This is a genomic window from Mesorhizobium sp. 113-3-3 (assembly GCF_016756495.1).
Classification (GTDB): Bacteria; Pseudomonadota; Alphaproteobacteria; order Rhizobiales; family Rhizobiaceae; genus Mesorhizobium.
On record NZ_AP023243.1, the window covers coordinates 3,835,288 to 3,858,644 of the forward strand.

The 23,357-nt window shown below is 63.0% G+C and carries 25 protein-coding genes; 17 read left to right on the top strand and 8 right to left on the bottom strand.

Going from position 1 to position 23,357, the window contains the following annotated elements; genetic code table 11:
* Positions 1 to 206 precede the first annotated feature (206 nt).
* The gene (gene phaC / locus JG746_RS18650) at positions 207 to 2,042 is read right to left on the bottom strand and encodes a class I poly(R)-hydroxyalkanoic acid synthase (protein ID WP_202354140.1); all 1,836 of its coding nucleotides are present in this window, start codon (positions 2,040 to 2,042) and stop codon (positions 207 to 209) included.
* Between the two features lie 98 nt (positions 2,043 to 2,140).
* Here phaC and JG746_RS18655 point away from each other — a divergent pair, with 98 nt between their 5' ends.
* The 8 genes from JG746_RS18655 (at position 2,141) to recJ (ending at position 9,271) form a co-directional block, all read left to right on the top strand.
* On the top strand, positions 2,141 to 2,536 hold the full coding sequence (locus JG746_RS18655) for a hypothetical protein (RefSeq protein WP_244730323.1): 396 nt from the start codon (positions 2,141 to 2,143) through the stop codon (positions 2,534 to 2,536).
* A gap of 45 nt (positions 2,537 to 2,581) precedes the next feature.
* The gene (locus JG746_RS18660; protein WP_019858471.1) at positions 2,582 to 3,799 is read left to right on the top strand and encodes an LL-diaminopimelate aminotransferase; all 1,218 of its coding nucleotides are present in this window, start codon (positions 2,582 to 2,584) and stop codon (positions 3,797 to 3,799) included.
* Between the two features lie 38 nt (positions 3,800 to 3,837).
* A complete protein-coding gene (locus JG746_RS18665) occupies positions 3,838 to 5,154 on the top strand; it encodes a homoserine dehydrogenase (protein WP_202354142.1) in 1,317 nt (438 codons plus the stop codon).
* 120 nt (positions 5,155 to 5,274) lie between these two features.
* Entirely contained in the window at positions 5,275 to 5,634 is a 360-nt protein-coding gene (locus tag JG746_RS18670; protein WP_202354143.1) for a hypothetical protein, read from the top strand.
* 64 nt (positions 5,635 to 5,698) lie between these two features.
* On the top strand, positions 5,699 to 5,866 hold the full coding sequence (locus JG746_RS18675) for a Thivi_2564 family membrane protein (RefSeq protein WP_172228433.1): 168 nt from the start codon (positions 5,699 to 5,701) through the stop codon (positions 5,864 to 5,866).
* 202 nt (positions 5,867 to 6,068) lie between these two features.
* Positions 6,069 to 7,052, top strand: coding sequence for a class II fructose-bisphosphatase (glpX, locus tag JG746_RS18680; protein ID WP_010909766.1), 984 nt, complete (start codon positions 6,069 to 6,071; stop codon positions 7,050 to 7,052).
* A 72-nt stretch (positions 7,053 to 7,124) separates the two neighbouring features.
* Positions 7,125 to 7,349 (top strand): DUF6434 domain-containing protein, encoded by a 225-nt coding sequence (locus JG746_RS18685; RefSeq protein WP_202354144.1) that lies wholly within the window; start codon positions 7,125 to 7,127, stop codon positions 7,347 to 7,349.
* A gap of 143 nt (positions 7,350 to 7,492) precedes the next feature.
* Positions 7,493 to 9,271: a single-stranded-DNA-specific exonuclease RecJ gene (gene recJ / locus JG746_RS18690; protein ID WP_446721036.1), complete on the top strand. Its 1,779-nt coding sequence runs from the start codon at positions 7,493 to 7,495 to the stop codon at positions 9,269 to 9,271.
* A 17-nt stretch (positions 9,272 to 9,288) separates the two neighbouring features.
* On the opposite strand, the gene JG746_RS18695 is transcribed toward recJ, so the two are convergent.
* The 3 genes from JG746_RS18695 to folE form a co-directional block, all read right to left on the bottom strand.
* Positions 9,289 to 10,260 (bottom strand): patatin family protein, encoded by a 972-nt coding sequence (locus JG746_RS18695; protein WP_202354145.1) that lies wholly within the window; start codon positions 10,258 to 10,260, stop codon positions 9,289 to 9,291.
* 84 nt (positions 10,261 to 10,344) lie between these two features.
* The gene (hisI, locus tag JG746_RS18700; RefSeq protein WP_202354146.1) at positions 10,345 to 10,806 is read right to left on the bottom strand and encodes a phosphoribosyl-AMP cyclohydrolase; all 462 of its coding nucleotides are present in this window, start codon (positions 10,804 to 10,806) and stop codon (positions 10,345 to 10,347) included.
* Between the two features lie 42 nt (positions 10,807 to 10,848).
* Positions 10,849 to 11,481: a GTP cyclohydrolase I FolE gene (gene folE / locus JG746_RS18705; RefSeq protein ID WP_202354147.1), complete on the bottom strand. Its 633-nt coding sequence runs from the start codon at positions 11,479 to 11,481 to the stop codon at positions 10,849 to 10,851.
* 239 nt (positions 11,482 to 11,720) lie between these two features.
* Between folE and JG746_RS18710 the strand changes: the two genes are divergently transcribed.
* Positions 11,721 to 12,167, top strand: a complete 447-nt coding sequence (locus tag JG746_RS18710; protein WP_202354148.1) for an iron-sulfur cluster assembly scaffold protein — start codon at positions 11,721 to 11,723, stop codon at positions 12,165 to 12,167.
* Between the two features lie 64 nt (positions 12,168 to 12,231).
* Positions 12,232 to 12,654 carry a cell envelope integrity protein TolA gene (locus JG746_RS18715; protein WP_202354149.1) on the top strand — a complete coding sequence of 141 codons (423 nt, stop codon included), beginning with the start codon at positions 12,232 to 12,234 and terminating at the stop codon, positions 12,652 to 12,654.
* A gap of 19 nt (positions 12,655 to 12,673) precedes the next feature.
* Here the strand turns inward: JG746_RS18715 and JG746_RS18720 are convergent, their stop codons facing one another.
* Positions 12,674 to 13,591 (bottom strand): LysR substrate-binding domain-containing protein, encoded by a 918-nt coding sequence (locus JG746_RS18720; protein WP_202354150.1) that lies wholly within the window; start codon positions 13,589 to 13,591, stop codon positions 12,674 to 12,676.
* A gap of 343 nt (positions 13,592 to 13,934) precedes the next feature.
* On the opposite strand from JG746_RS18720, the gene yidD reads away from it, so the two are divergent.
* Both yidD and blaOXA read left to right on the top strand, forming a co-directional pair.
* Positions 13,935 to 14,309 (top strand): membrane protein insertion efficiency factor YidD, encoded by a 375-nt coding sequence (gene yidD / locus JG746_RS18725; RefSeq protein ID WP_202359400.1) that lies wholly within the window; start codon positions 13,935 to 13,937, stop codon positions 14,307 to 14,309.
* A 148-nt stretch (positions 14,310 to 14,457) separates the two neighbouring features.
* Positions 14,458 to 15,285 carry a class D beta-lactamase gene (gene blaOXA / locus JG746_RS18730; RefSeq protein ID WP_202354151.1) on the top strand — a complete coding sequence of 276 codons (828 nt, stop codon included), beginning with the start codon at positions 14,458 to 14,460 and terminating at the stop codon, positions 15,283 to 15,285.
* A 4-nt stretch (positions 15,286 to 15,289) separates the two neighbouring features.
* Here blaOXA and JG746_RS18735 read toward each other — a convergent pair whose 3' ends face one another.
* Complete coding sequence (locus JG746_RS18735) at positions 15,290 to 16,126, bottom strand: SAM-dependent methyltransferase (RefSeq protein WP_202354152.1); 837 nt, start codon at positions 16,124 to 16,126, stop codon at positions 15,290 to 15,292.
* 214 nt (positions 16,127 to 16,340) lie between these two features.
* Between JG746_RS18735 and thrS the strand changes: the two genes are divergently transcribed.
* Both thrS and JG746_RS18745 read left to right on the top strand, forming a co-directional pair.
* Positions 16,341 to 18,317: a threonine--tRNA ligase gene (thrS, locus tag JG746_RS18740; protein WP_202354153.1), complete on the top strand. Its 1,977-nt coding sequence runs from the start codon at positions 16,341 to 16,343 to the stop codon at positions 18,315 to 18,317.
* A gap of 83 nt (positions 18,318 to 18,400) precedes the next feature.
* Entirely contained in the window at positions 18,401 to 19,339 is a 939-nt protein-coding gene (locus JG746_RS18745; RefSeq protein WP_202354154.1) for a lysophospholipid acyltransferase family protein, read from the top strand.
* A 3-nt stretch (positions 19,340 to 19,342) separates the two neighbouring features.
* On the opposite strand, the gene JG746_RS18750 is transcribed toward JG746_RS18745, so the two are convergent.
* Entirely contained in the window at positions 19,343 to 20,305 is a 963-nt protein-coding gene (locus tag JG746_RS18750; RefSeq protein ID WP_202354155.1) for a hypothetical protein, read from the bottom strand.
* 156 nt (positions 20,306 to 20,461) lie between these two features.
* Between JG746_RS18750 and JG746_RS18755 the strand changes: the two genes are divergently transcribed.
* Both JG746_RS18755 and JG746_RS18760 read left to right on the top strand, forming a co-directional pair.
* Positions 20,462 to 21,046, top strand: a complete 585-nt coding sequence (locus JG746_RS18755; protein ID WP_202354156.1) for a nitroreductase family protein — start codon at positions 20,462 to 20,464, stop codon at positions 21,044 to 21,046.
* Entirely contained in the window at positions 21,047 to 21,655 is a 609-nt protein-coding gene (locus JG746_RS18760) for a flavin reductase family protein (RefSeq protein ID WP_202354157.1), read from the top strand.
* 17 nt (positions 21,656 to 21,672) lie between these two features.
* On the opposite strand, the gene JG746_RS18765 is transcribed toward JG746_RS18760, so the two are convergent.
* Positions 21,673 to 22,383 carry a TetR/AcrR family transcriptional regulator gene (locus tag JG746_RS18765; RefSeq protein ID WP_202354158.1) on the bottom strand — a complete coding sequence of 237 codons (711 nt, stop codon included), beginning with the start codon at positions 22,381 to 22,383 and terminating at the stop codon, positions 21,673 to 21,675.
* A gap of 145 nt (positions 22,384 to 22,528) precedes the next feature.
* Between JG746_RS18765 and JG746_RS18770 the strand changes: the two genes are divergently transcribed.
* Positions 22,529 to 23,203: a methyltransferase family protein gene (locus JG746_RS18770; protein ID WP_202354159.1), complete on the top strand. Its 675-nt coding sequence runs from the start codon at positions 22,529 to 22,531 to the stop codon at positions 23,201 to 23,203.
* Positions 23,204 to 23,357 lie beyond the last annotated feature (154 nt).

Consider the following 23,357-nt stretch of genomic DNA (forward strand, 5'->3'; position numbering starts at 1 on the left):
GATGTCCGGTCGGTACGTCCTTGGCGAGGCACTGGAAGCCGCTGTCCAAGGTGACCTTTGTCTCCGATCCGGAAACGAGACCTGTGTCAAATCCGCAAGCCTGGAAGTATTTTTGCAGTGATTGCCAAATTGCGGCTGCTAGATGGTTGACGACACCATTTCGCCCGCTTTTGACAAGCCGTCAACTCACCACACATTACAGTCCGTTACACACGCACCTTCACGTAGCTGCCGGGGGCATCGCCCAAGGTTTTCATATGCTTGCCGGGTTTGCGGGCAGGCACGCGGGTGTTGTCCTTGGCCTCGATCCAGCTTTGCCAATGCGGCCACCAGGATCCCGGATGTTCGGTTGCCTTGGCCACCCACTCGCCGAAATCACCGGTCGGCGTGCCGCCGGTCCAGTACTGGTATTTGTTGGATGCGGGCGGATTGACGACGCCGGCGATATGGCCGGAGCCCGCCATCACATAGTCGACCTTGCCGCCGAAATATTTCGAACCGAGGAAGACGGACAGCGCCGGCGCGATGTGATCTTCCCGCGAGGCGAGGTTGTAGATCGGAATGGTGACATCCCCCAGCGAGACCGTATGCCCGGCCAGTTCCATCGTGCCGCGCGAGAGGTTGTTCTCGAGATAGCAATTGCGCAGATAGAAGGAATGGTTGGCCGCGGCCATGCGGGTCGAATCGGCATTCCAGTAGAGCAGGTCGAAGGGCAGGGGGTCCTTGCCACGCATGTAGTTGTTGACGACATAGGGCCAGATCAGGTCGCCTGAGCGCAGCATGTTGAAGGCGGTCGCCATCTTGGTGCCGTCGAGATAGCCCTTTTCGTTCATCGACTTTTCCACCGCCGCGACCTGTTCCTCGTCGACGAAGACTTTCAGGTCGCCGGCATGGGTGAAGTCGACTTGCGTGGTGAAAAGGGTCGCCGACTTGATGCGGTCGTCGCCTTCCCTGGCCATCAGCGCGAGGGCCGCCGCCAGCAGCGTTCCGCCGACGCAGTAGCCGATGGCGTTGACGTCCCGTTCGCCGGTGGCCTTCTCGATTGTGTCGAGGCCGTATTGCAGGCCTTCCCTGATATAGGCTTCCCAGTTCTTGGCGCCGTGGCGCTCGTCCGGGTTGATCCAGGAGATGACGAAGACGGTGTGGCCTTGCTCGATTGCCCAGCGGATGAAGGATTTCTGCGGGTTGAGGTCGAGTATGTAGAACTTGTTGATCCAGGGCGGGCAGATCAGCAGCGGGCGTTTCAGCACCGTATCGGTCGCCGGATCATACTGGATGATCTCGGCGACATCGCTGCGGCCCACCACCTTGCCGGGTGTGGTGGCGATGTTCCTGCCGATCTCGAAGGGCGAATAATCGGCCTGGCGCAGCTTCAGGTCGCCCTTGCCGGCGGCGATGTCCTCGGCCAGCATCTTCATGCCGCGCACCAGGTTCTCGCCGTTGGAAGCGACGGTCTCGCGGAACAGTTCCGGGTTGGTCAGGATGAAATTCGATGGCGAGATGGCATTGGACACCTGCTTGACGTAGAAGCTCGCCTTGTGGCGGGTGTGCTCGTCCAGACCTTCGGCGTGCTCGACCAGTTCGGACGCCCAGCGCGAGGTGACGAGATAGGCCTGCTTGAGGAAATCGAAGAAGGCGTTGCGGCCCCATTCCGGGTCCTGGAAACGCTTGTCGCCGCGCTCCGGCTTGACGGCGTCGTCAGGACCTTCGGCGTTGGGGCTGACACGCTGGATGGCGTTCGCCCACACGGTCATGTAGCCGGCGAACAGCCGCGTCTGCGCTTCGAGCGCGCGCTGCGGGTCGGCGAGCCAGTATTCGCTGAGCTTGGAAAACGTCTTGACCATGTCGACGACCGGCTCGGCGACGTGGTCGCGCACTTCGCCGCGCTCGCGCGGCTCGGCCCAGGCGGACGCCGCCTTGCCGGCCTGCTCGATCATGCGCGCCATGTTCAACGCGAAGCGCTCCGGATCCTTCACCAGATATTGCTCGACGGTCGAAGGCTCGTCATCTTCCGTTTTGCCCGAATCGGGTGTTTTGGACATGGTTCGCGGGGTTCCTCCCGAAGCGTTTTCTTGACATATTAACATGGGACATCCGACAGGGTCCAATCTCGCTCTACCCCGGCTGCCAAGGAAACAATATGACGATTAATATTGGCGAGAATGTTTTTTTTGCTGCCGTACGGTTTTGCCGCGTCGGCGCGGCGATCGTGCTTGTGGGGATCGCCGGGTGTTCTAGCACGAATACCAGCGGTCCGGTGCCGATGGCCGCGAATGCCGGCCCAAAGGATACCGGCACCTTTCCGAACCTCAACATCCCGCCCAAAGTGGCGAACAAGCAGCTGACGGAAGCCGAGACGAACGCCAAGCTCGCCGAACTCAAGGCTGACGGCAGCGCGCAGGGGGCCAAAAATAGCGGCGGCGCCGGGGTTGCCAACCAGGCGGCGCTGACGGACCTGGCCAAAAAGCATGGTCCGCAGACGCTGAAGCAGATCGAAGGCAAATGCGATCCCGCCCTCGACCCTACCTGCAAATGAGTATATAGCGCGCGCCCAACACTCCTTTTGCTGTCTGGAACTGCCATGGAAGAGTTTCACAAGGTCCGCCGGCTTCCGCCTTACGTGTTCGAGCAGGTCAACCGGCTCAAGGCCAGCGCCCGTTCGCGCGGCGCCGATATCATCGACCTCGGCATGGGCAATCCGGACCTGCCGACGCCCAAGGCCATCGTCGACAAATTGTGCGAAGTGGTGCGCGATCCGCGCACGCATCGCTATTCCTCCTCGCGCGGCATTCCCGGCCTGCGCCGCGCCCAGGCCGCCTATTATCAGCGCCGCTTCGGCGTGAAGCTCAACCCCGACACGCAAGTGGTGGCCACGCTCGGCTCGAAGGAAGGCTTCGCCAACATGGCGCAGGCGATCACCGCGCCTGGCGACGTCATCCTGTGCCCGAATCCGACCTATCCGATCCACGCCTTCGGCTTCATCATGTCGGGCGGCGTCATCCGTTCGCTGCAGGTCGAGCCCGACGACGGCTTCATCCCGGCGCTGGAACGCGGTGTTCGCCACTCGATCCCGAAGCCGCTGGCGCTGATCCTCAACTATCCGTCGAACCCGACGGCGCTGGTCGCTTCACTCGATTTCTACAAGGACGTCGTGGCGTTCGCGAAGAAGAACGACATCATCATCCTGTCCGACCTTGCCTATTCGGAGATCTATTTCGACGGCAACCCGCCGCCTTCGGTGCTGCAGGTGCCCGGCGCCATCGATGTCTGCGTCGAGTTCACCTCGATGTCGAAGACCTTCTCCATGCCCGGCTGGCGCATGGGGTTCGCGGTGGGCAACGAGCGGCTGATCTCGGCGCTGACCCGGGTGAAGTCCTATCTCGACTACGGCGCCTTCACGCCGATCCAGGTGGCGGCGGCGCATGCGCTGAATGGCGATGGCGCCGATATCGCCGAGGTGCGCGAGGTCTACCACAAGCGCCGCGACGTGATGGTCGATTCGTTCGGGCGCGCCGGCTGGAACATTCCGGCCCCGGCCGCCTCGATGTTCGCCTGGGCGCCGATCCCCGAGCCGTTCAAGCATCTGGGCTCTCTCGAATTCTCCAAGCTGCTCATCGAGCACGCCGATGTGGCGGTGGCGCCCGGTGTCGGCTTCGGCGAACATGGCGACGATTTCGTGCGCCTGGCGCTTGTCGAGAACGAGCACCGGATCCGCCAGGCGGCGCGCAACATCAAGCGCTTCCTGTCGACCAGCGCCAAACAGCCCAACAATGTGGTGCCGCTGTCCGCCCACCGCTAAGCAAAAATTCGATCTGATTTTGAGGGACGTCGCCTTCCATGGCTGAAGCTCTGCGTGTTGGAATTGCCGGACTTGGCACGGTCGGTGCATCGGTGGCGCGCGTGCTGCGCGACAAGGCGGCGGAACTGACCCGGCAATGCGGGCGCGACATCGTCGTGTCAGCGGTGTCGGCGCGCGACCCGAAACGCGACCGTGGCGTCGATGTCAGTTCGGCGAAATGGTTCGACGATCCGGTCAAGATGGCGCAGAGCGCCGAGATTGACGTGTTCATCGAACTGATCGGTGGCGACGAGGGGCCGGCGCGCCTGTCGGTGAAGGCGGCGCTCGAAGCCGGCCGCCACGTCGTCACCGCCAACAAGGCGCTGCTCGCCAAGCATGGCGTGGCGCTGGCCGAGATCGCCGAGAAGAAAGGCGTGCTGCTCAACTACGAGGCGGCGGTGGCCGGCGGCATTCCCGTCATCAAGACGATGCGCGAGGCGATGGCCGGCAATTCGGTCACCCGCGTGTTCGGCATTCTCAACGGCACCTGCAACTACATCCTGACCCGCATGGAGGCCGAGGGCATCTCGTTCGACGCTTGCCTGAAGGATGCGCAGCGGCTGGGTTACGCCGAGGCCGACCCGACCTTCGACATCGAGGGCCACGACACCGCGCACAAGCTGTCGATCCTGACCAGTCTTGCCTTCGGCACCAAGATCGCCGCCAACGACATCTATATGGAAGGCATTTCCAACATCACCCAGGCCGACATCCGCGCGGCCGGCGATCTCGGCTACCGGATCAAGCTGCTGGGCGTCGCCCAGCGCACCGAAAGCGGCATCGAGCAGCGCGTGCACCCGACCATGGTGCCGACGGCTTCCGTCATCGCGCAGGTGCATGGCGTCACCAATGCGGTGGCGATCGAGACCGACATCCTTGGCGAATTGTTGCTTTCAGGCCCCGGCGCCGGCGGCAATGCCACAGCCTCGGCCGTCATTGGCGACGTTGCCGATATCGCCAAGAGCCGGCCCGGCTTCCAGCATGGCCCGGTCTTCGGCCGGCCGGCGAAGGAACTCAGGCCCTACAAGAAGGCGCAGATGCGCAGCCATGCCGGCGGCTACTTCATCCGGCTGACCGTGCATGACCGCATCGGCGTCTTCGCCGCGATCGCCAAGCGCATGGCCGACAACGATATTTCGCTGGAATCGATTGTCCAGCACGCGGTCAATGGCGAGGCCGAGGCGCAGCAGAAGACGGTGATCCTGGTAACGCACGAGACCACCGAGGCCGCCGTCCGCAAGGCCGTCGACGGTATCACCAAGGACGGTCACCTGACCGACAAGCCGCAGGTCATCCGCATCGAGCGGGCAGGGTAACTTCGTCCCCAAGGGGAAGAATCCCGCCATCGCTCAAGCCGATGGCGGCCTGCCGCGAATAGACCGGAACGAATTCGTTGCGGCGCCGTTCTCTTGGTCAGCAACCAAGGGAGCCACTTCATGGCCGATACCAACAAATCCGACACGCCAGCCATCGACGACATCCAGAAAACCCTGGAAAAGCAGATCGCCGAACTGCGCAAGGAGATCACCAAGATCAACAAGAGCATTTCGGCGCGGGGCGCGGAAATGCTCGATGACGCCAGCGAGCAGGCTTCGGATTTCTACGACACGGCCGCGGCGCGTGCATCGCGAACCGCGCAGCAGCTCCGCAGCCAGGCTCAGGCGGTTTCGGACGTGGCGCGCGACAACCCGGGCACGACGACCGCCGTGGTCGGGGTGATCGGCCTGCTCGGCTTTCTGGCCGGGATTGCGGTCGGTCAGTCGTTGAACAACGACACGTCGCGCCGTTGGTATTGAGCGCGCCGGGCTTGAGCCGGCGTTGCCGGCTCTCATTTCAGAAAATCATTTCAAGGAGGGCACCGTGGCTTCATCCATGCTGATCGGCATTTTGATCACATTTCTCGTCATCATTCTCGTTCTCTATCTGGTGCAGCGCCTGCCGCTCGACGCCAAGATGCGACAGATCGTGCAGGTTATCGTCATCATTATCGGCATCATTTCGCTGCTCAAATACCTCGCGGTTTTCTAGACCGCGAAACCCACAATTGGGTGTCTTCAGGGTGGCTCGGTCGCTTGCGACCGGGCCGCAATCGTTTCGGAAATGCGGTTCAATCGATTGATATTGCTGGCCTTTCGATAAAACATCCGGCAGGTCTTGCCGTTGTCATGCTCGTTTGACAAAACAGGCCCGCCTCCGGCGGGAGGCGTTTGCGAACGAGGATTTCCCGAACATGAATGTGGCCCAGAACATCGTCGCCGGCCTTGACCGGATACTCACCATGGAATTGGTGCGCGTCACCGAAAGGGCCGCCGTGGCAGCCGCCAGGCTGCGCGGCCGTGGCGATGAGAAGGCTGCCGACCAGGTCGCTGTCGACGCCATGCGCCAGGAGCTCAACCGCCTTGCCATCAAGGGCACGGTGGTGATCGGCGAGGGCGAACGCGACGAAGCGCCGATGCTCTATATCGGCGAGGAGGTCGGCACCGGCAAAGGTCCGGCCGTCGATATCGCGCTCGATCCGCTCGAAGGCACGACGATCTGCGCCAAGAACCTGCCCAACGCGCTTGCCGTCATCGCCATTGCCGAGAAGGGCAGCCTGCTGTTCGCGCCTGACGTCTATATGGACAAGATCGCTATCGGTCCGGGCTATGCCGAAGGCGTCATCGATATCGACGCCTCGCCGGCCGAGAACATCGCGAGCCTGGCGCGGGCCAAGGGCGTCGCTGTGTCCGACATCACCACCTGCATCCTCGACCGGCCGCGCCACGCCAAGCTGATTGATGCCGTGCGCGCCACGGGAGCCGCGATCCGGTTGATCGGCGACGGCGACGTTGCCGGCGTCATCCACACCACCGATCCGGAGGAAACCGGCATCGATCTCTATCTCGGCACTGGCGGCGCGCCCGAGGGCGTTCTGGCCGCGGCCGCATTGCGCTGCACCGGCGGCCAGATGCAGGGCCGGCTGATCCTTGATACGCCGGAAAAGGTCGCGCGCGCGGCGAAGATGGGGATCTCCGACCCGAAGCGGATCTACCATGCGGAAGACATGGCGCGCGGCGACGTGCTGTTTGCCGCCACCGGCGTCACCGACGGCAACATGCTGGCCGGTGTCAAATTCGGCCGTACCTACATCACCACGCACACCATCGTCTTGCGCTCCTCGTCACGCACCGTGCGGGAGATCAAGGCCCGGCACCAGGATCTGGATAAGTTCTAGACCTGCTTGCGAAGCCGCATCGCAGTTGCTAGCCCTTGGCTGCATCTGAACCTGGTCGCGCAAGGATTGATGATGAAAGCCTTCGACTGGCACGCGGATCCGATTTCGCGTGCCACGCCCATCACCAAGTCCTATCGCAACACCCAGAATGTCCGCCGCTTCTTCACCCGCGAATGCGGCGATAGCTTCAGGTTCGACCGGCTCTTCATGGCCTGGCTCAAGGACGGCCGGGAAAAGACGATGGGGGACGCCGCCGACGAATGGATCAGGCGCCAGGCTGAAAAGCGGAAAGCGTAGTTTTTCTTGAATTTTCCTGCGACGCCACCCGCCGCGAACCGCCTGGCTTTACCAGACTGTGCATATCGTCATCCCGAAACCACTGCAGACTTTTGGGCGACATGCATTATCGTGCGGCCAATCATGAATTGGCAAAGCGCATAATGGGCGAAAGGCGCCTCTTCCTCGATGTCAGGCAGTCGGCCACCGGTCTCTCCTGGGAGCACCGGCTGACCGAACGGCAGGACATGGTCGCGCTTGCCATTGCGCAAGGCCATGGCGTGCCCGACATCGTCGCGCGCGTTCTGGCTGGACGCGGCGTTACCGCCGATGAGACCGAGCGGTTCCTCGACCCGACGATCCGCGACCTGCTGCCCAATCCCGCGTCGCTGACCGACATGGACAAGGCGGCCACCCGCATCGCGGCAGCGGTGATGGCGCGCGAAAAGGTGGCGATCTTCGGCGACTACGATGTCGACGGCGCCGCCTCGTCGGCCTTGCTGAAGCGGTTCCTGGCGCATTTCTCCATACCGTCGGAAATCTATATTCCGGACCGTATCTTTGAGGGGTACGGGCCCAATCCCGATGCCATGCGCGAACTCGTCTCGCGCGGCGCGACGCTGATTGTCACCGTCGATTGCGGCACCAACAGTGCCATTTCCGTCGATGCGGCCAACGAAGCCGGCGCTGACGTCGTGGTGCTCGACCACCATCAGGTCGGCGGCGCCTTGCCAGCGGCGATCGCTGTCGTCAATCCAAACCGTGACGATGATCTTTCGGGGCAGGGTCATCTGTGCGCCGCCGGTGTCGTCTTCCTCGCCCTGGTGCAGACCACAAAAATCCTGCGGGGGCTGAGCGATGTCGCGCCGCCCGACCTGCTGTCGCTGCTCGATCTCGTCGCGCTTGCCACCGTTTGCGATGTCGTGCCGCTCACCGGCGTCAACCGCGCCTTCGTCGTCAAGGGGCTCCAAATGGCGCGCCAGCAGAAGAACGAGGGGCTGGCCGCATTGGCGCGGGTATCGCGTATTGGCGAGCCTGTCAGCACCTTCCATCTCGCCTATCTGATCGGGCCGCGCATCAACGCCGGCGGGCGCATCGGCGATGCAGCACTTGGCAGCCGGCTGCTCGCGACGGACGATCCGGTCGAGGCGCGGACCATCGCCGAGACGCTCGACCGGTTGAACCAAGAGCGGCAGCTAATGGAGCAGGAGATGCTGGCCGCGGCGCGCGCCGAGGCCGATGCCGAGCTTGCAGGCGGCAGCGGCCCGGCGATCGTCGTCACCGCCAGCAACAACTGGCATCCCGGCATTGTCGGCCTGCTTGCCTCGAGGCTGAAGGATCATGCCCGCCGGCCGGCTTTCGCCATTGCCTTCAACGCCGTGGGCATCGGCACCGGTTCGGGCCGTTCTGTGTCGGGCTTCGACCTTGGGCGACTGGTGCGCGAAGCCGCCGACGCCGGGCTGATCGTCAAGGGCGGCGGCCATGGCATGGCGGCCGGCATCACCGTGGAGCGCGCCAGGCTGGGCGAACTCAGGGCGTTCTTCGAGGAACGGGCGGCTGCCGACGTGTTTCGGCTGCAGGACGAGGAAAGCCTGGCGATCGACGGGGCGCTCGCCGCCGAAGGCGCGACGCTCGGCCTGCTCGACGCGCTGGAAAAGGCCGGCCCCTTCGGCGCCGGCCATGTCGCGCCGGTCTTCGTGCTGCCGCGTCATCGGTTGGCCGATGCCCGGTCGGTCGGCACCAACCATATACGCTGCGAATTGCAGTCGGACAGCGGCGGCCGCATCCAGGCGATCGCCTTTCGTGCCGTTGATACGGTGCTTGGCGAATTCCTGTTCAAGCATCGGGGCAAGAGCGTACACGTCGCCGGCTCGCTGTCGGGCAATTACTGGAACGGCAACCGCACGGTGCAATTCCGCATTGTCGATGCGGCGCGGGCGTGAGCGCTATCGGGACTTGATCAGGCGAGAACGGTCTGCAGCCGAGTCAGTTCGCCGATCTGCGCCATTGTCGCCTGATAGCCGATCTGGATTGCCTCGTCGGCGCGGTGAAACTCGGTGAGGCCAATATGGCTGAGCTTGGGCTGCAGCGACATGTCGGGCGGATCGCCGGCCAGCCTGGCGCGCGAAATGCGGTCCTGGATGATGTTGAAGGCCTCGACCATGACGCCGGTGATGCCTAGGCGTGACTGATGCGACTGGTGCCCGGCGTCGACATGGCCGGGGCGCGGCGCGTCCCTTTCGACAACCAGTTCGCCAGCACTGTGTTTGATCACGGCGGCCCGGCCAAACAGGTCGTAGTGGAGGTTGACAGCCACGACGAGCGGCTGTTCGTAAGCGCGGCAAACCGATACCGGCACCGGATTGACCAGCGCGCCGTCGACCAGCACGCGGCCGTTGCAATTCACCGGCTCGAACACGCCAGGCAATGCGTAGGACGCGCGCATGGCCGTGATCAGCGAGCCGTTCGACAGCCAGATCTCGTGGCCGGTGCGGATTTCCGCTGCGACGCTGACGAAGGGTTTTGGCAGGTCCTCGAAACGGACGCCCGCCACATGCTCACGCAGGCGGGCGTCGAGCTTCATGCCGCCGAACAGGCCGCTGCCACGCAGATTGAGATCGAGCAGGCCGAAAATGCGCCGCTTGGTGAGGCTGCGGGCGAACTCTTCCAGCTCATCCAGTTTGCCGGCGAGATAACAGCCGCCGACCAGCGCGCCGATCGAGGTGCCGGCGATCATCGAAACTTCGATGCCGGCTTCATCGAGCGCGCGCAGCACGCCGATATGGGCCCAGCCTCTGGCGCAACCGCCGCCCAAAGCGAGCGAAATGCCTGTTTTCTTGGGAGATTTCGTTTCGGGCGCGCCGCCGGAAGAGGTCAGGCCGTTGGCCTCCCTGACATCTGGTCTGTTCCGCAATGACGCCCACTCGAGCATCATGATCTCCCTTGTCCCAAGACTAATATACGGACAGGCCGTATCGAAATGATGAATCTGTGTGGTTGGCGTGAAGGAGAAGGTTCAAGCTGATGGCTTCCGATACGTGATTTCCGCATCGAACAGCGGCTTGCTGCCGTCGTCAACAAGCGTCGCCTTGCCGTCGACAAGCCCCGCCGTCCGATAAAAACATGAACGCCGGCCGGTGTGACAGGTTGCGTCGTGGCCCAACACTTTGACGCGCAGCCACAATGCATCCTGGTCACAGTCGGTGCGCATCTCGACCACATGCTGGAAATTGCCCGAGGTTTCGCCCTTCTTCCAAAGCGCGTTGCGCGACCGCGACCAGTAGTGGGCGATGCCGGTTTCCAGTGTCAGCGCCAGGGCTTGCGCATTCATATGCGCGACCATCAGCAGCATGCCGTCTTCGGCGTCGGTGACGACGACGGTGACAAGGCCGGCGGCGTCGAAGCGCGGCGAGAACGCCGCGCCTTCCTCCAGGGCCTTCTTGTCTGACGGAGTTTTGGGAAATTCCAGTGCCGACATCGCCGGTCTATTTTCCTTTTGACCGTGACGCCGGTGAGGGGCTTACGCCCCGCCGCGCACCATGGTGACGAAACGAACCTGCTCTTCGGGCGTGTCCTTGAAAACGCCGGTGAAGGTGGAGGTGAGCGTGGTAGAGCCCTGCTTGCGGATGCCGCGCATGGCCATGCACATATGCTCTGCCTCAATCATGACGGCGACGCCGCGCGGGTTGAGCACATCCTGGATGACGCCGGCGATCTGTGCGGTGAGCGCTTCCTGCGTCTGCAGGCGATGGGCGAAGATATCGACGACGCGCGCGATCTTCGACAGGCCGACGACCTTGCCGTCCGGCAGATAGCCGACATGCGCCTTGCCGATGATCGGCACCATGTGGTGCTCGCAATGCGAATGGAATTGGATATCCTTGACGATGACGAGATCATCGTAGCCGGCGACCTCCTCGAAGGTGCGGCCGAGTTCGTCCGCAGGGCACATGTCGTAGCCGCCGAACATTTCGCGGAAGGCCTTGGTCACGCGCTTGGGCGTATCGATCAGCCCCTCGCGGTCCGGATTGTCGCCGGTCCAGCGCAGCAATGTGCGCACGGCGGCCTCGACCTCGGCTTCGCTCGGCCGGTCGGTGACCGGCTTTTCCATATAGGCGGACTGGGGCATGAGTTTCTTGATGACGGCATCCATAAAAGGCGTCTCCCGTAGTTCCTCTCCAGGAGGAACGAGTTGAACGGACCACGACCTTTCGGTGTCGGAAACTCGCCCCGTTTCCAGCCCCGTAAGCGGCGTGAACTTCCCGGCTGTAACAGCGACGCTCATCGCCTTGTCGTTACCGGACTGCCAGCATTATATAAGGTCGTAGCGAGCGAAAGGAAGACGCAGCAGCGGCAATCACTGTTCGCTTGGCGGCGACGGATTGGAAAATAATGATCAACGATGTCTACAACGCGAAAATTCTCGGTTTTGCCGGAAATATCGCCCGCATCGGCCGGCTCGATCATCCGGACGCGACCGCCAAGGCGCATTCAAAGCTGTGCGGTTCGACCGTTACCGTCGATCTCAAGATGGAGGACGGCGTGGTCACCGACTTCGCCCATGACGTGAAGGCCTGCGCGCTCGGCCAGGCGTCGTCCTCGATCATGGCCCAGCATGTCGTCGGCGCGAGCGCGGAGGAATTGCGCACGGTGCGCGACGCCATGCTGAAGATGCTGAAGGAGAACGGCGCGCCGCCGGAAGGCCGCTTCGCCGACCTGAAGTACCTCGAGCCGGTGCGCGACTACAAGGCACGCCATGCCTCGACCATGCTGACCTTCGATGCGGTGGTCGACGCCATCGGCCAGATCGAGAAGAAGCGCGCCGAACAAGCGGCCTGACCGTGCGCTCTTTCTTGATGCGCCGGCTTCGCCGCCGCCCGCGACTTATTCCTTTCATGGCCTGATGTTCATTTCGGGACTTGCCGGCGTGCTTGTGTCGAGCGGCGCGAGCCGCGCCGACGTGGCAGTCGCGCGCGATGTCAGCGACTATCTCATGAAGGCGATCCAAGCCTGTTGGAATATGCCTCAAAACACCACGAGCTTCGCACGTGTCCGGATCAGCCTGAACAAGGACGGTTCGCTCGCCGGCCCGCCAAAAATCCTCGATCCGGTGACGCCGCGACGAGAGAAGGTTGCCGAGGCCGCCGTGCGGGCGATCGCGCGCTGCGCGCCATTTCCCGGGCTAATACCATACGCGGCGCATTATGATCTGTGGCGCGATGTCGTCCTCACATTCAACCCGGCACAGGACCCAGAGGGCGGACCTCCGGCGGTCGGGGTAAACGACATCGACAAGCTTCTCGAAAAATACAAGAAGGCAGAGTAGCGGGAGCCCTGGAAGGGGCTTAGGGCTTGGCTTCCAATGTTCGTCTGCTTTCGGCGAATTCGTTTCTGACCCAGTCGGCGAATGCGGCGGCCGGCTCGGAAAGCTCCTTCAAGCTCCTGGCCACCAGCCAGTAGGCGCCGGACGCCACGTCGATGTCGAACGGCTTGATCAGCGCGCCGGTTTGGAGTTCGTTGCCGATCTGCAAGAGATCGCCCAGCGCCACACCATGTCCGAGTAGGGCGGCCTGCTTTGAAAGCGATATATCCGCCAGCATCGGCCCCCGCGCGGGCACGACATCGGCGGGCACGCCGGCCGCTTCGAACCAGCGCGTCCAGCCCTGGCGATTCTCCTCATGCAAAAGTGTGTAGCGGGCAAGGTCGATCGGCTTCTCGAGAGGAGGGCCCGAGGCGAGCAGCGCCGGCGACAGAACCGGTGAATCGACCGTGGAGGCAAGCCGCTCGGCCTGGCTGCGGGGCCAGGAGGTCGCGTGCGCGCTGAAGCGCAAGGCAAGCTCGGGCTGATCGCTGCGGAATTCGATCAGCCTGACATCGACTTCGAGGGACACGTCGATGTCGGGCCGCAGCTGGCGAAACCGGTTGAGCCGGGGCACCAGCCAGACGGAAGCAAGCGACGGCTCGACGCTGACACGAACCACGGATTGCGCGGGGGCGGCGACCAATTCCGACAGCAGTTTGTCGATGTCGTCGAAACTCCTGACCAATTGGGCGAGCAGCCGGCCGCCGGCATCGGTCAGTTCGACGCGGCGATGATGACGTTCGAACAAGGGCTGGCGCAGAAAGGTTTCGAGCTCGCGGATCTGGCGGCTGATCGCCGCCTGGGAGACGAAAAGCTCCTCGGCGGCCTTGCTGAAGCTCAGTTGCCGGCCCGCCGCCTCGAAACTCCTCAATGCCGTCAACGGCAGCCGCCCGCGCTTCATTCGCATAATCCAAGGTTATCCGAAGTGGAAATTATACTCGTTTGAAGGCCAAGGCCAGCGGCGGTCTAATCGCATCAAAGGAGATCGACCATGACCCAGTTCCTGAGCATTTTCGGCGATGTCATGCGGATCGCGACGTTCCAATGGCGTGACGACAGGCACCACACGAAGTGCGGCGAAGAACCCGTCCGCCCCGGCCGCTGGGCGTCTCCGTTCGACAGGCAACCGTCTCGGCGCTCCCGCCCATGACGGCAAGGACGACAAGGACGACAAGGGGCGGGGATTGCGTTCTCCAGTCGAAGCTCACATCTATCGCGAGGAAGAACGCGATACGGAGACTGCGGTGCACGACCCGCATGGGCATGCCCACACAGCCAGGCCGCCGGGGCGCGGCCGCAACTGGCCCGGCCCGTGGCGCAAGACGCCTGGCCGTCTCCTCGGCACGTCGTTCGTGCGTCTCTACCAGCTGACTTTATCTGGCTTTGTCGGCAATTCCTGCCGGCATCTGCCGACCTGTTCCGAATACGCGCATGAGGCGATCGCCCGCCATGGCCTGTGGGCCGGCGGCTGGATGGGCTTTTTCCGCGTGCTGCGCTGTGGGCCATTCGGCACGTACGGCATCGATCTGGTACCGGAAGTGCTGGCGGATCGTTACGTCTGGTTCATGCCCTGGCGATACTGGCGGATCGGCCGCAAGCGCGCCGAAACGAAGACCTGATTGCACCGGGCCACGCGTCGGGGGGCAGTTCGCGTTTACGATCCGGTAGGGTTAATGCAAGCCTGCACAAAGACTGCGCATTTGAGACAAAATCGAGACAAGAGACCTCGCTAAGCCCGCTCGCGAACACCTTCTGGAGCGAGCATCAATGCGTAACATCGACCGTCTTCCCTTTATCCTGGCTGGAGTCCTCTTCCTGCTCGCCTGGCTGCTGGGGTTCCCGATGCGCGCGCAATCGGCGCCGCTTGGGGATGTGCAGTGCACGCTGATCGCCGACGCGGCGAGCGGCAAGGTGCTTTACCAGGATGGCACCTGCGACCAGCGGTTCAGCCCGGCCTCGACGTTCAAGGTGCCGCTTTCGCTGATCGGCTATGATGCCGGAATCCTGAGCGACGAGCACACGCCGAGCTGGGACTACAAACCCGAATTCAACGCCGTGAAGCGGGACCAGAAGACAGTCGACCCCACGATCTGGGAACGCGATTCGATTCTCTGGTATTCCCGGGAGATTACGCGCCGGCTCGGAGCCGAAAGCTTTGCCGGCTATGTTTCGAAATTTGATTACGGCAACAAAGATGTTTCCGGCAATCCCGGCAAGAATGACGGGCTGACCCATTCCTGGGTAAATTCCTCGCTCAAGATCACGCCGGTCGAGCAGATCGATTTCCTGCGCAAGCTGCTGGCGCGAAAACTGCCGGTCTCGGCCAAGGCCTATGACATGACATCAGCCATCATCCCGACGTTCCAGTCCGGAGGCTGGACGGTGCAAGGCAAGACCGGCAGCACAAGGCTCGCCAATGATGCCGACAAGATCAGGGACAAGCGTTCGCTCGGCTGGTTCGTCGGCTGGGCAAAAAAGGACGGCCGCGAGATCGTCTTTGCCCGCCTGGTTGTCGATGCTACCCGCACCGACATGCCAAAAGGCCTCAAGACACGGGCGGCGTTCCTGAAAGACCTGCCGCTGCTGCTGAAATAATCCGTCAGGCGGTTCGGCGCGCGCGGATGATGTGGCCGCCGGAATTGTTCGTCATTCCCTTCGGGGCTCCGGTAAAGCGGGCGGCGATATCGCCGCTCCCGATGTCTTCGATCTCGTCGAAACCGAGTTCCCACATGGATTTCGCCAGCTCGCTCGGAACGAAGAAGCTGATCCATGGCTCCCCGACGGACGCGACACGCGCCGCATGGAAGGCCAGCGCCGCGTGTCCCGCCGCGTCGCGCTTCTCAGCCGGCTCGCTGTAGTCGAACACGACCTCCGAGCCCGGAATGCCAGCGATCCAGGTCAGCGTGTTGAAGATCGCTTCCTTCGTCAGGTAGGGCACGACCCCGAGCCAGATGAAGAAGCTCGGCTCGGTCGACCGCAACCCGGCCGCGGCCAGTTCCGCGGACAGGCTTTGCCGCTCGAAATCGACCGGCACGAATCTGGTGGCGGGAGGCTCGGCAAGACCGCTATCGGCAATGCATTTGCGTTTCCAGGCTTGCGTGGCCGGATGGTCGACTTCGAACACGCTGAGATCCGGATACGGATTGCGCAGCGAAAACGTATCGAGGCCGGCGCCAAGCACCACGAGTTGGCGGACACCGCGACGCACCGCCGCCGCCAGCCAATCCTCGGCGAAGCGGGCGCGCGCTGCCACGAACAGGCGCATGCGCCGGCGGCGCTCGTCTTCCTGTTCAAGCTCCTGCGCCGCGGGAGCGGCTTCACCCAGAATGGCGATCGCGTAGGGATCGCGAAACAACCCCGCCTGCGGCGAAAATTGATGCAGAGCCCTCATACGGGCGACGCCAAGGGCGGTTCGGCTGGGTGTTGCGTTTTCCATATCGACAATTCCATGCGATTGCGGCGATATTCGCAAGGCTTGATAGCTGCCTGCGACATCTTTGGCGACATTTCCTGACGGCCAAGCCAATCAGCACTCTTTACCTGACGCGGCACTGCCTCTAAAACCCGCCCGCTGCCGTTTGTCCCTGTGATTGGCGCATCCGGCCCCACGACCACCCGCGCTCGTTTGCGGGACTGGATAGGAGAACCTTATGCTGAATTCCGTTTCCCTGACATTTCCCGACGGCTCCGTCCGCGAATACGACGCGGCGATGACCGGCGCCGGCCTTGCCGAATCGATCTCGAAGTCGCTGGCCAAGAAGGCCGTGGCCTACGCTATCGACGGCACCGTGCGCGACCTCTCCGACCCGCTCGGCAAGTCCGGCAAGGTCGAGATCATCACCCGCGACGACGCGCGTGCGCTTGAGCTTATCCGCCACGACGCAGCACACGTGCTGGCGGAAGCCGTGCAGGAGATATGGCCGGGGACGCAGGTGACCATCGGGCCGGTGATCGAGAACGGGTTCTATTACGACTTCGCCCGCAACGAGCCGTTCACGCCTGACGATTTCCCGGTGATCGAGAAGAAGATGCGCGAGATCATCGCGCGCAACAAGCCGTTTACCAAGGAAGTCTGGTCGCGTGAGAAGGCGAAAAAGGTGTTCGCCGACAAGGGCGAGCGCTACAAGCTTGAGCTGATCGACGCCATCCCCGAGGATCAGGATCTCAAGATCTACGCCCAGGGCGACTGGTTCGATCTCTGCCGTGGCCCGCACATGGCCTCGACCGGCCAGATCGGCAACGCCTTCAAGCTGATGAAGGTGGCCGGCGCCTATTGGCGCGGCGATTCGAACAACCCGATGCTGACGCGCATCTACGGCACCGCCTGGGCCGACCAGGCGCAGCTCGATGCCTACCAGACGATGCTGGAAGAGGCCGAGAAGCGAGACCACCGCAAGCTTGGCCGCGAGATGGACCTCTTCCATTTCCAGGAAGAGGGGCCTGGCGTCGTCTTTTGGCACGCCAAGGGCTGGAAGATGTTCCAGAATCTGGTCAACTACATGCGCCGCCGCCTCGACGAGCAAGGCTACCAGGAGGTCAACGCCCCGCAGGTGCTCGACAAGAGCCTGTGGGAAACGTCAGGCCATTGGGGCTGGTATCGCGACGCCATGTTCAAGGTGACGGTCGCCGGCGACGATACCGATGACGACCGCGTCTTCGCGCTGAAGCCGATGAACTGCCCGGGCCATGTCCAGATTTTCAAGCATGGGTTGAAGTCTTACCGCGATCTGCCCGTAAAACTTGCGGAATTCGGCAATGTGCATCGCTACGAACCGTCGGGCGCGCTGCACGGGCTGATGCGCGTGCGCGGCTTCACGCAGGATGATGCGCACATCTTTTGCACCGAAGAGCAGTTGGCGGCGGAATGCCTGCGCATCAACGATCTGATCCTGTCGACCTATGCCGATTTCGGTTTTGAAGAGGTCAGCGTGAAGCTGTCGACGCGGCCGGACAAGCGGGTCGGCACCGATGAGGCCTGGGATCATGCCGAGGCGATCATGGGCAATGTGCTGGAGACGATCAGGACAAGGTCCGGCAACCGGATCAAGACCTCGATCAATCCGGGCGAGGGCGCCTTCTACGGGCCGAAGTTCGAATATGTGCTGAAGGATGCCATCGGGCGCGAATGGCAATGCGGCACCACGCAGGTCGATTTCAACTTGCCGGAGCGCTTCGGCGCCTTTTACATCGGCTCGGATTCGGAGAAGAAGCAGCCGGTCATGGTGCATCGCGCCATCTGCGGTTCGATGGAGCGTTTCCTCGGCATCCTGATCGAGAACTATTCCGGCCATTTCCCGCTGTGGTTCGCGCCGCTGCAGGTGGTGGTGGCGACGATTACCTCCGAGGCGGACGGTTACGCGACCGAGGTGGTGGCAAAGCTGAAAGCCGCCGGTCTGCTGGCGGAAGCCGATCTGCGCAATGAGAAGATCAACTACAAGGTTCGCGAACACTCGCTGGCCAAGGTGCCGGTCATCCTCGTCTGCGGCAAGCGCGAGGCGGAGGAACAGACGGTCAACATCCGCCGGCTCGGCTCGCGCGACCAGGAATCGCTTGGCCTTGCCGAAGCGATCGCGCAACTGACCGAAGAGGCCGTCACGCCGGACCGCAGGCGCAAACGCGCTGCCTGATCCGCATGGTCCCCAGGAATGGCGGTGGAGCGATCCACCGCCATTTTCATATCCCTGTCACGCCAACCTTGTAACGAGCCCGCATGCTCAAGCTGAAGACGCGCGAAAAACCGTTTCCCGAGCTTTCCTATGCCAATCCGCGACAGCCGGCGCTGACGCGCTGGGTCATCCATTCGATTGAAGGCCTGTCGGGACGCGATCGCTATGCGGCGCTCTACGATTTCTGGCGCCGCCAGGTGGTGCCGTCGGGCGAGCGCGTGTTCAGCCGCATGCTCGACCTGATCGACGTGCGCATACGAACCGCCGACCAATGGCCGCCTTCGCCATTGCCGGACACACCGCTGGTGATCGTGGCCAACCATCCGTTCGGCATCGGCGACGGCATTGCCGTGCTATCGCTGGTGGAGCAATTGGGGCGGCCGTTCCGGGTGATGATCCACAAGGATCTCCTCAAGATCCGCGAGATGGAACCCTATTCGCTGCCGATCGACTTTTCCGAGACCAAGGAAGCGCTGAAGAACAACATGGCCGTGCGCCACGAGGCGGTGCGGCTGTTGAAGGAGGGCGTCACCATCGTGGTGTTTCCCGCCGGTGGCGTCGCCACCGCGCCGAAAGGTTTCGGCCGGGCGCGCGACCTGCCCTGGAAGATGTTTCCGGCACGCCTGGTCCAGGATGCCAAGGCATCCGTCATTCCGATGCATTTTTCCGGACAGAACGGCAGGCTGTTCCATCTGGTCAGCGGACCGATGAACATGGCCGAGCGTGATGGCCGCGTGGCCAAATTCGTAGGCAAGGCCTCGCTGACGCTGCGCCTTTCGATGCTCATCCACGAATTCGCGCGGCTGTCTGGCAAGGCGATCGACGTGCGCGTCGGCGATGTGCTGAGCTGGAGCGAACTGGAGCCGCTGCGCGACCGTAAGGCGTTGCTCGACCGGCTTTACCGTGGTGTGTTCGACCTGGCGCCGCAGGCGCCGCGCCGCCGGATTCCGTTCCTGCCGGCGCGAACAAAGCTGGCGGCCTAAAGGCTAATCGGCGCCTTCCTCAGGATCCATCGCCGCGGCTTCGGTGGCGAGAACCTCAATCTCCTGGTTCTGGCCGGCCACGACCGTGAAATCCTTCTGGTAGATGCGGTCGCGGTTCTTGGCGATGATGGTGTAGTCGCCTTCTGCGAGCACCATCGAGGCGAAGGCGCCGACGGTCTCCTTGATCGGATCGCCGGATTCGTTGAGCAGCGACCAGGACGTGTCGGCGATGGCTTCGCCGCCGGCTTCGCGCACCAGCTTCATCGTGATCTCGGCGGCGTGATGCTCGACGGTGGCCTCGGTCAGCTTGCCGGCCTCGACGCGAATGTCGGAGCGGATGACCGCGTTGACCGCGCCGTAGGTCGAGACGACATGGTAGATGCCGGCATTGAGCCGCACGACGCTGTTGGGCTCGACATCGGGAATGATCAGCGCGCGGTCGCCATTGGCCTCGGCGGTGCCCTCGTAGATCGAGAAGCGCAGTTTTTTCGGCGGAATGCGCACGCCGCCGGACAGGACCGCGTCGAGCTTCAGGCCGCCGGCATCGAGCACAAGGCTTTCGCGCTTGGCTTCCTTGCCCACAGTGATGCGCTTGGTGGCGCCGGCGCGGCCATAGGAGGCATGGACCAGATAGCTGCCGGGCTCGAGTTGGAAGACGGCGCTGCCGCCATGCGCGGAGGCGACCATCGGCAATTTGCCGTTGACGGGTTCGGGCTTGAAGACACGCCAGACGAGGCCACGGGTGATGTCGGTGCCCTTGTCGGTCAGCTGGGCCGACAAGGTGATGGCGCCACCGCCGCCAAGCGCCAGCGGGGCTTCGCTCTTGGGCGTCGCATAGCTCGAAATTCCGGGGAGTTTCAGGTCGCCCACGCCGTCCTTTTCCTGCGCGGCAGCCATGGAGACCGGCAGCAGGAAAAGCGCGGCGCAGAGCCAAACCAGGAAAAGACGCAGTCGCCCCTCAAACATGCCTTGCGTTGAAGCCCATGGCGGTGGCAATTTCAAGGCTTAAGAGTCCGATCCAAGGACTCTTCAGCCCGGCGCTTGCGCGCCTTTGCCCGAGCCGCCCGAATTCCCGATGGTGCGCTTCAGCTCAAAACAGAGTGTTTCAGGAGACTTGCGCCCATGGCGTCGCCGATCATCGACTTCCTGCTGACCCGAAATTCAGCGCCGATTCCGGACCTCAAGGAGCCGGCTCCGAGCGATGCCGATATCGCAACGATGATCGCCGCCGCCACGCGCGTGCCTGACCATGGCCGGCTGGAACCCTGGCGCTTCATCCTTTATCGCAGCGATGCCCGCATCGAGATCGGCAAAAAGCTGGCGGCGCTTGCCGAACAGCGGGAAGGACCGCTGCCCGAAGGCCGCCGCAACCAGGAACTGGCGCGCTTTTCGCGCGCACCGCTGGTGATCGGTGTGGTGTCGGTGCCGAAGGAGAACCCCAAGATCCCGCAATGGGAGATGTTCCTGTCCGGCGGCATGGCGGCGATGAACCTGATGATTGCAGCCAATGCGCTGGGCTACGGCACCAACATGATCAGCAACTGGTATTCCGACGTGCCGGAGGGCAGGGCGATCCTCGGACTGGCGCCGCAGGAGCGCGTCGTCGGTTTCGTCCATATCGGCTCCTATGCCGGCCCGGCGCCGGAGCGGCCACGGCCCGATCCGGCAAAGCTCTACGCAGATTACTCAGGACCCTGGGCTGGCTGAATGTTCTACGAGCCATCCAAGGGGCACGGGCTGCCGCACGATCCGTCGAAGGCGATTGTGGCGCCGCGGCCGATCGGCTGGATATCGACGCTGAACGGGGCAGGCGAGATCAATCTGGCGCCATACTCCTTCTTCAACGCCCTTTCGACCCGGCCCTTCATCGTCTGGTTCTCCTCGGAGGGCGAGAAGGACAGCGCTTCCTTTGCCCAGGAGACCGGTGAGTTTGTCGCCAATCTGGTCGGCCGCGATCTTGCGGAGAAGATGAATTATACGTCCGTCAACGCGCCGCGCGGCGTCAACGAGTTCGTCTATGCCGATCTCGCCATGGCGCCTTCGCGTCTCGTCAGACCGCCGCGCGTGGCGGCGGCGCCGGCGGCACTCGAATGCCGGGTCACTGAAGTCTTTCACCCGAAGGCACTGGACGGAACGTCGACCAGCGCCGTCGTCGTCGCCGGCGAGGTGGTCGGCGTGCATATTGACGACGCTTTCCTGAAAGACGGCCTGTTCGACATCACCAAGGCCGGCAATGTGGCCCGTCTCGGCTACATGGACTACGCCAGCGTCGACGAGGTCTTTTCGATGCGCCGGCCACGCTGGGGCAAGGAGTAGGTCCCAGACATGGCTGATCACCGCGCCTTGTCGGCTTTCCGCCGGGCTGTCATGACGGCTCTGATATAGCCGGGCTCGCCGATCCGAATGCTGCCGTCGGGAAGGCCGAGGATGCGGTCGAGAGCGATCTCGTAGAGCTTGACGCGTTTCTCCAGAACTTCGATCGCGACCTCCATGTCGGCATCGCTGCCGCCAGCGATCGCCTTGGCGACGACATCATGGGTAGCCATTCCAAATTGCATGACGATGTCGGCGACACCCTCCGGATCGAAGGTCCTGAAGGTACCGTCTTCGACACCCTGCCGGATGATCCTGACCAGCAGGGGCGAAAACGACGCGTTGGCCGCCAGGTTGATGCGGTGGAACAGCACCAGATTCTCCGGCCGAAACATGGTTTCGAAAAGAGCCCAGGCCTCCGCCGCTGTCTCGATCTTGGCCTGCCGCGACTGGCTGAGCAGCCCATTCAGGCGGCCAAGCGGGTCGAGGCCGGGATCGTCGACGACACCCTGGACCCCAGCCAGCGCCTGCCGCGCGAAACGGTCGGCCAAGGCCTCCAGAAGAGCCTCCTTGGAGGCGAAGTAGTGATAGAAGGCGCCCTTCGAGATGCCGGCCGAGGCAATCACGTCATTGAGGCTCGCTCTGTCATAGCCCTGCGTCAGGAACAGCGCCTGGGCATGGTCCAGGATGTCTTCTCGCCTGATCTCGGGATGCTTGATGACACGGGGCATGACGAAATCTTCTGCACGCGATGGCCGTTCCCGTCCAGCACGGATATCAGATACGCCGCTTGAAAGATAGACCACTGGTCGGTATGATAGACTATTGGTCTATTCCGGCCAATGCGGGCGAGGGGTATAGCGCGGAAGGTCGATCATGATCGCGAAATTGGTGCTTCAGACATTCATCTGGTTCGGCGTCATGGGCGCCTTGTTCTTTCTGTCGGCGGGCACCTTCGCCTGGCCGGGGGCCTGGGTCTATCTGGTGGTGATGGTCGGGCTCAGTTTCACCCTTGGCATGACGCTGGCGCAGCGCGATCCCGGCCTGATGAATGAGCGGCTGCGGTCTCCGATTCAGAAGAACCAGACCGGGGCCGATAAGGTCCTGCTCTCCACACTTCTCATCGGCATCTTCGGCTGGCAAATCTTCATGGGGTTCGACTTCCGTTTCGGCTGGTCGCCGGTTCCCGTCTGGGCGCAGGTGGTCGGCGCGCTGGTCATGATAGTCGGAATCTGGATCTGCTACCTGACCATGCTGGAGAACAGTTTCGCGGCACCCGTGGTGAAGATCCAGGACGAACGCGGACAGCGCGTGATCACCACGGGGCCCTACAGCTATGTCCGCCACCCGATGTATGCCGGCGCCATCCTTTTCTTCGCCGGCACGGCCCTCCTGCTTGGCTCCTGGTGGGGGCTGGTATTGGTGCTCGGATTCATCGCTCTTCTGGCCATCCGCACCTTCATCGAGGAAAATACCCTACGCACCGGCCTACGCGGCTATGACGACTACGCGACCCGGGTCCGCTACCGCCTGATTCCGATGGTCTGGTAGCGGCCGTACCAGGCCAGGTTTCGCCATCGCGGCGGATTCCTTAGCCGTGACCACGCGAAAGCGATTCCCCTTCCTCTGAACACACGCTAAGAGAGCGATTGCGGCGATGCCTTGGGTTGGCGCATCGGCCTTGGGGATAGTGCGGGGGCACCGG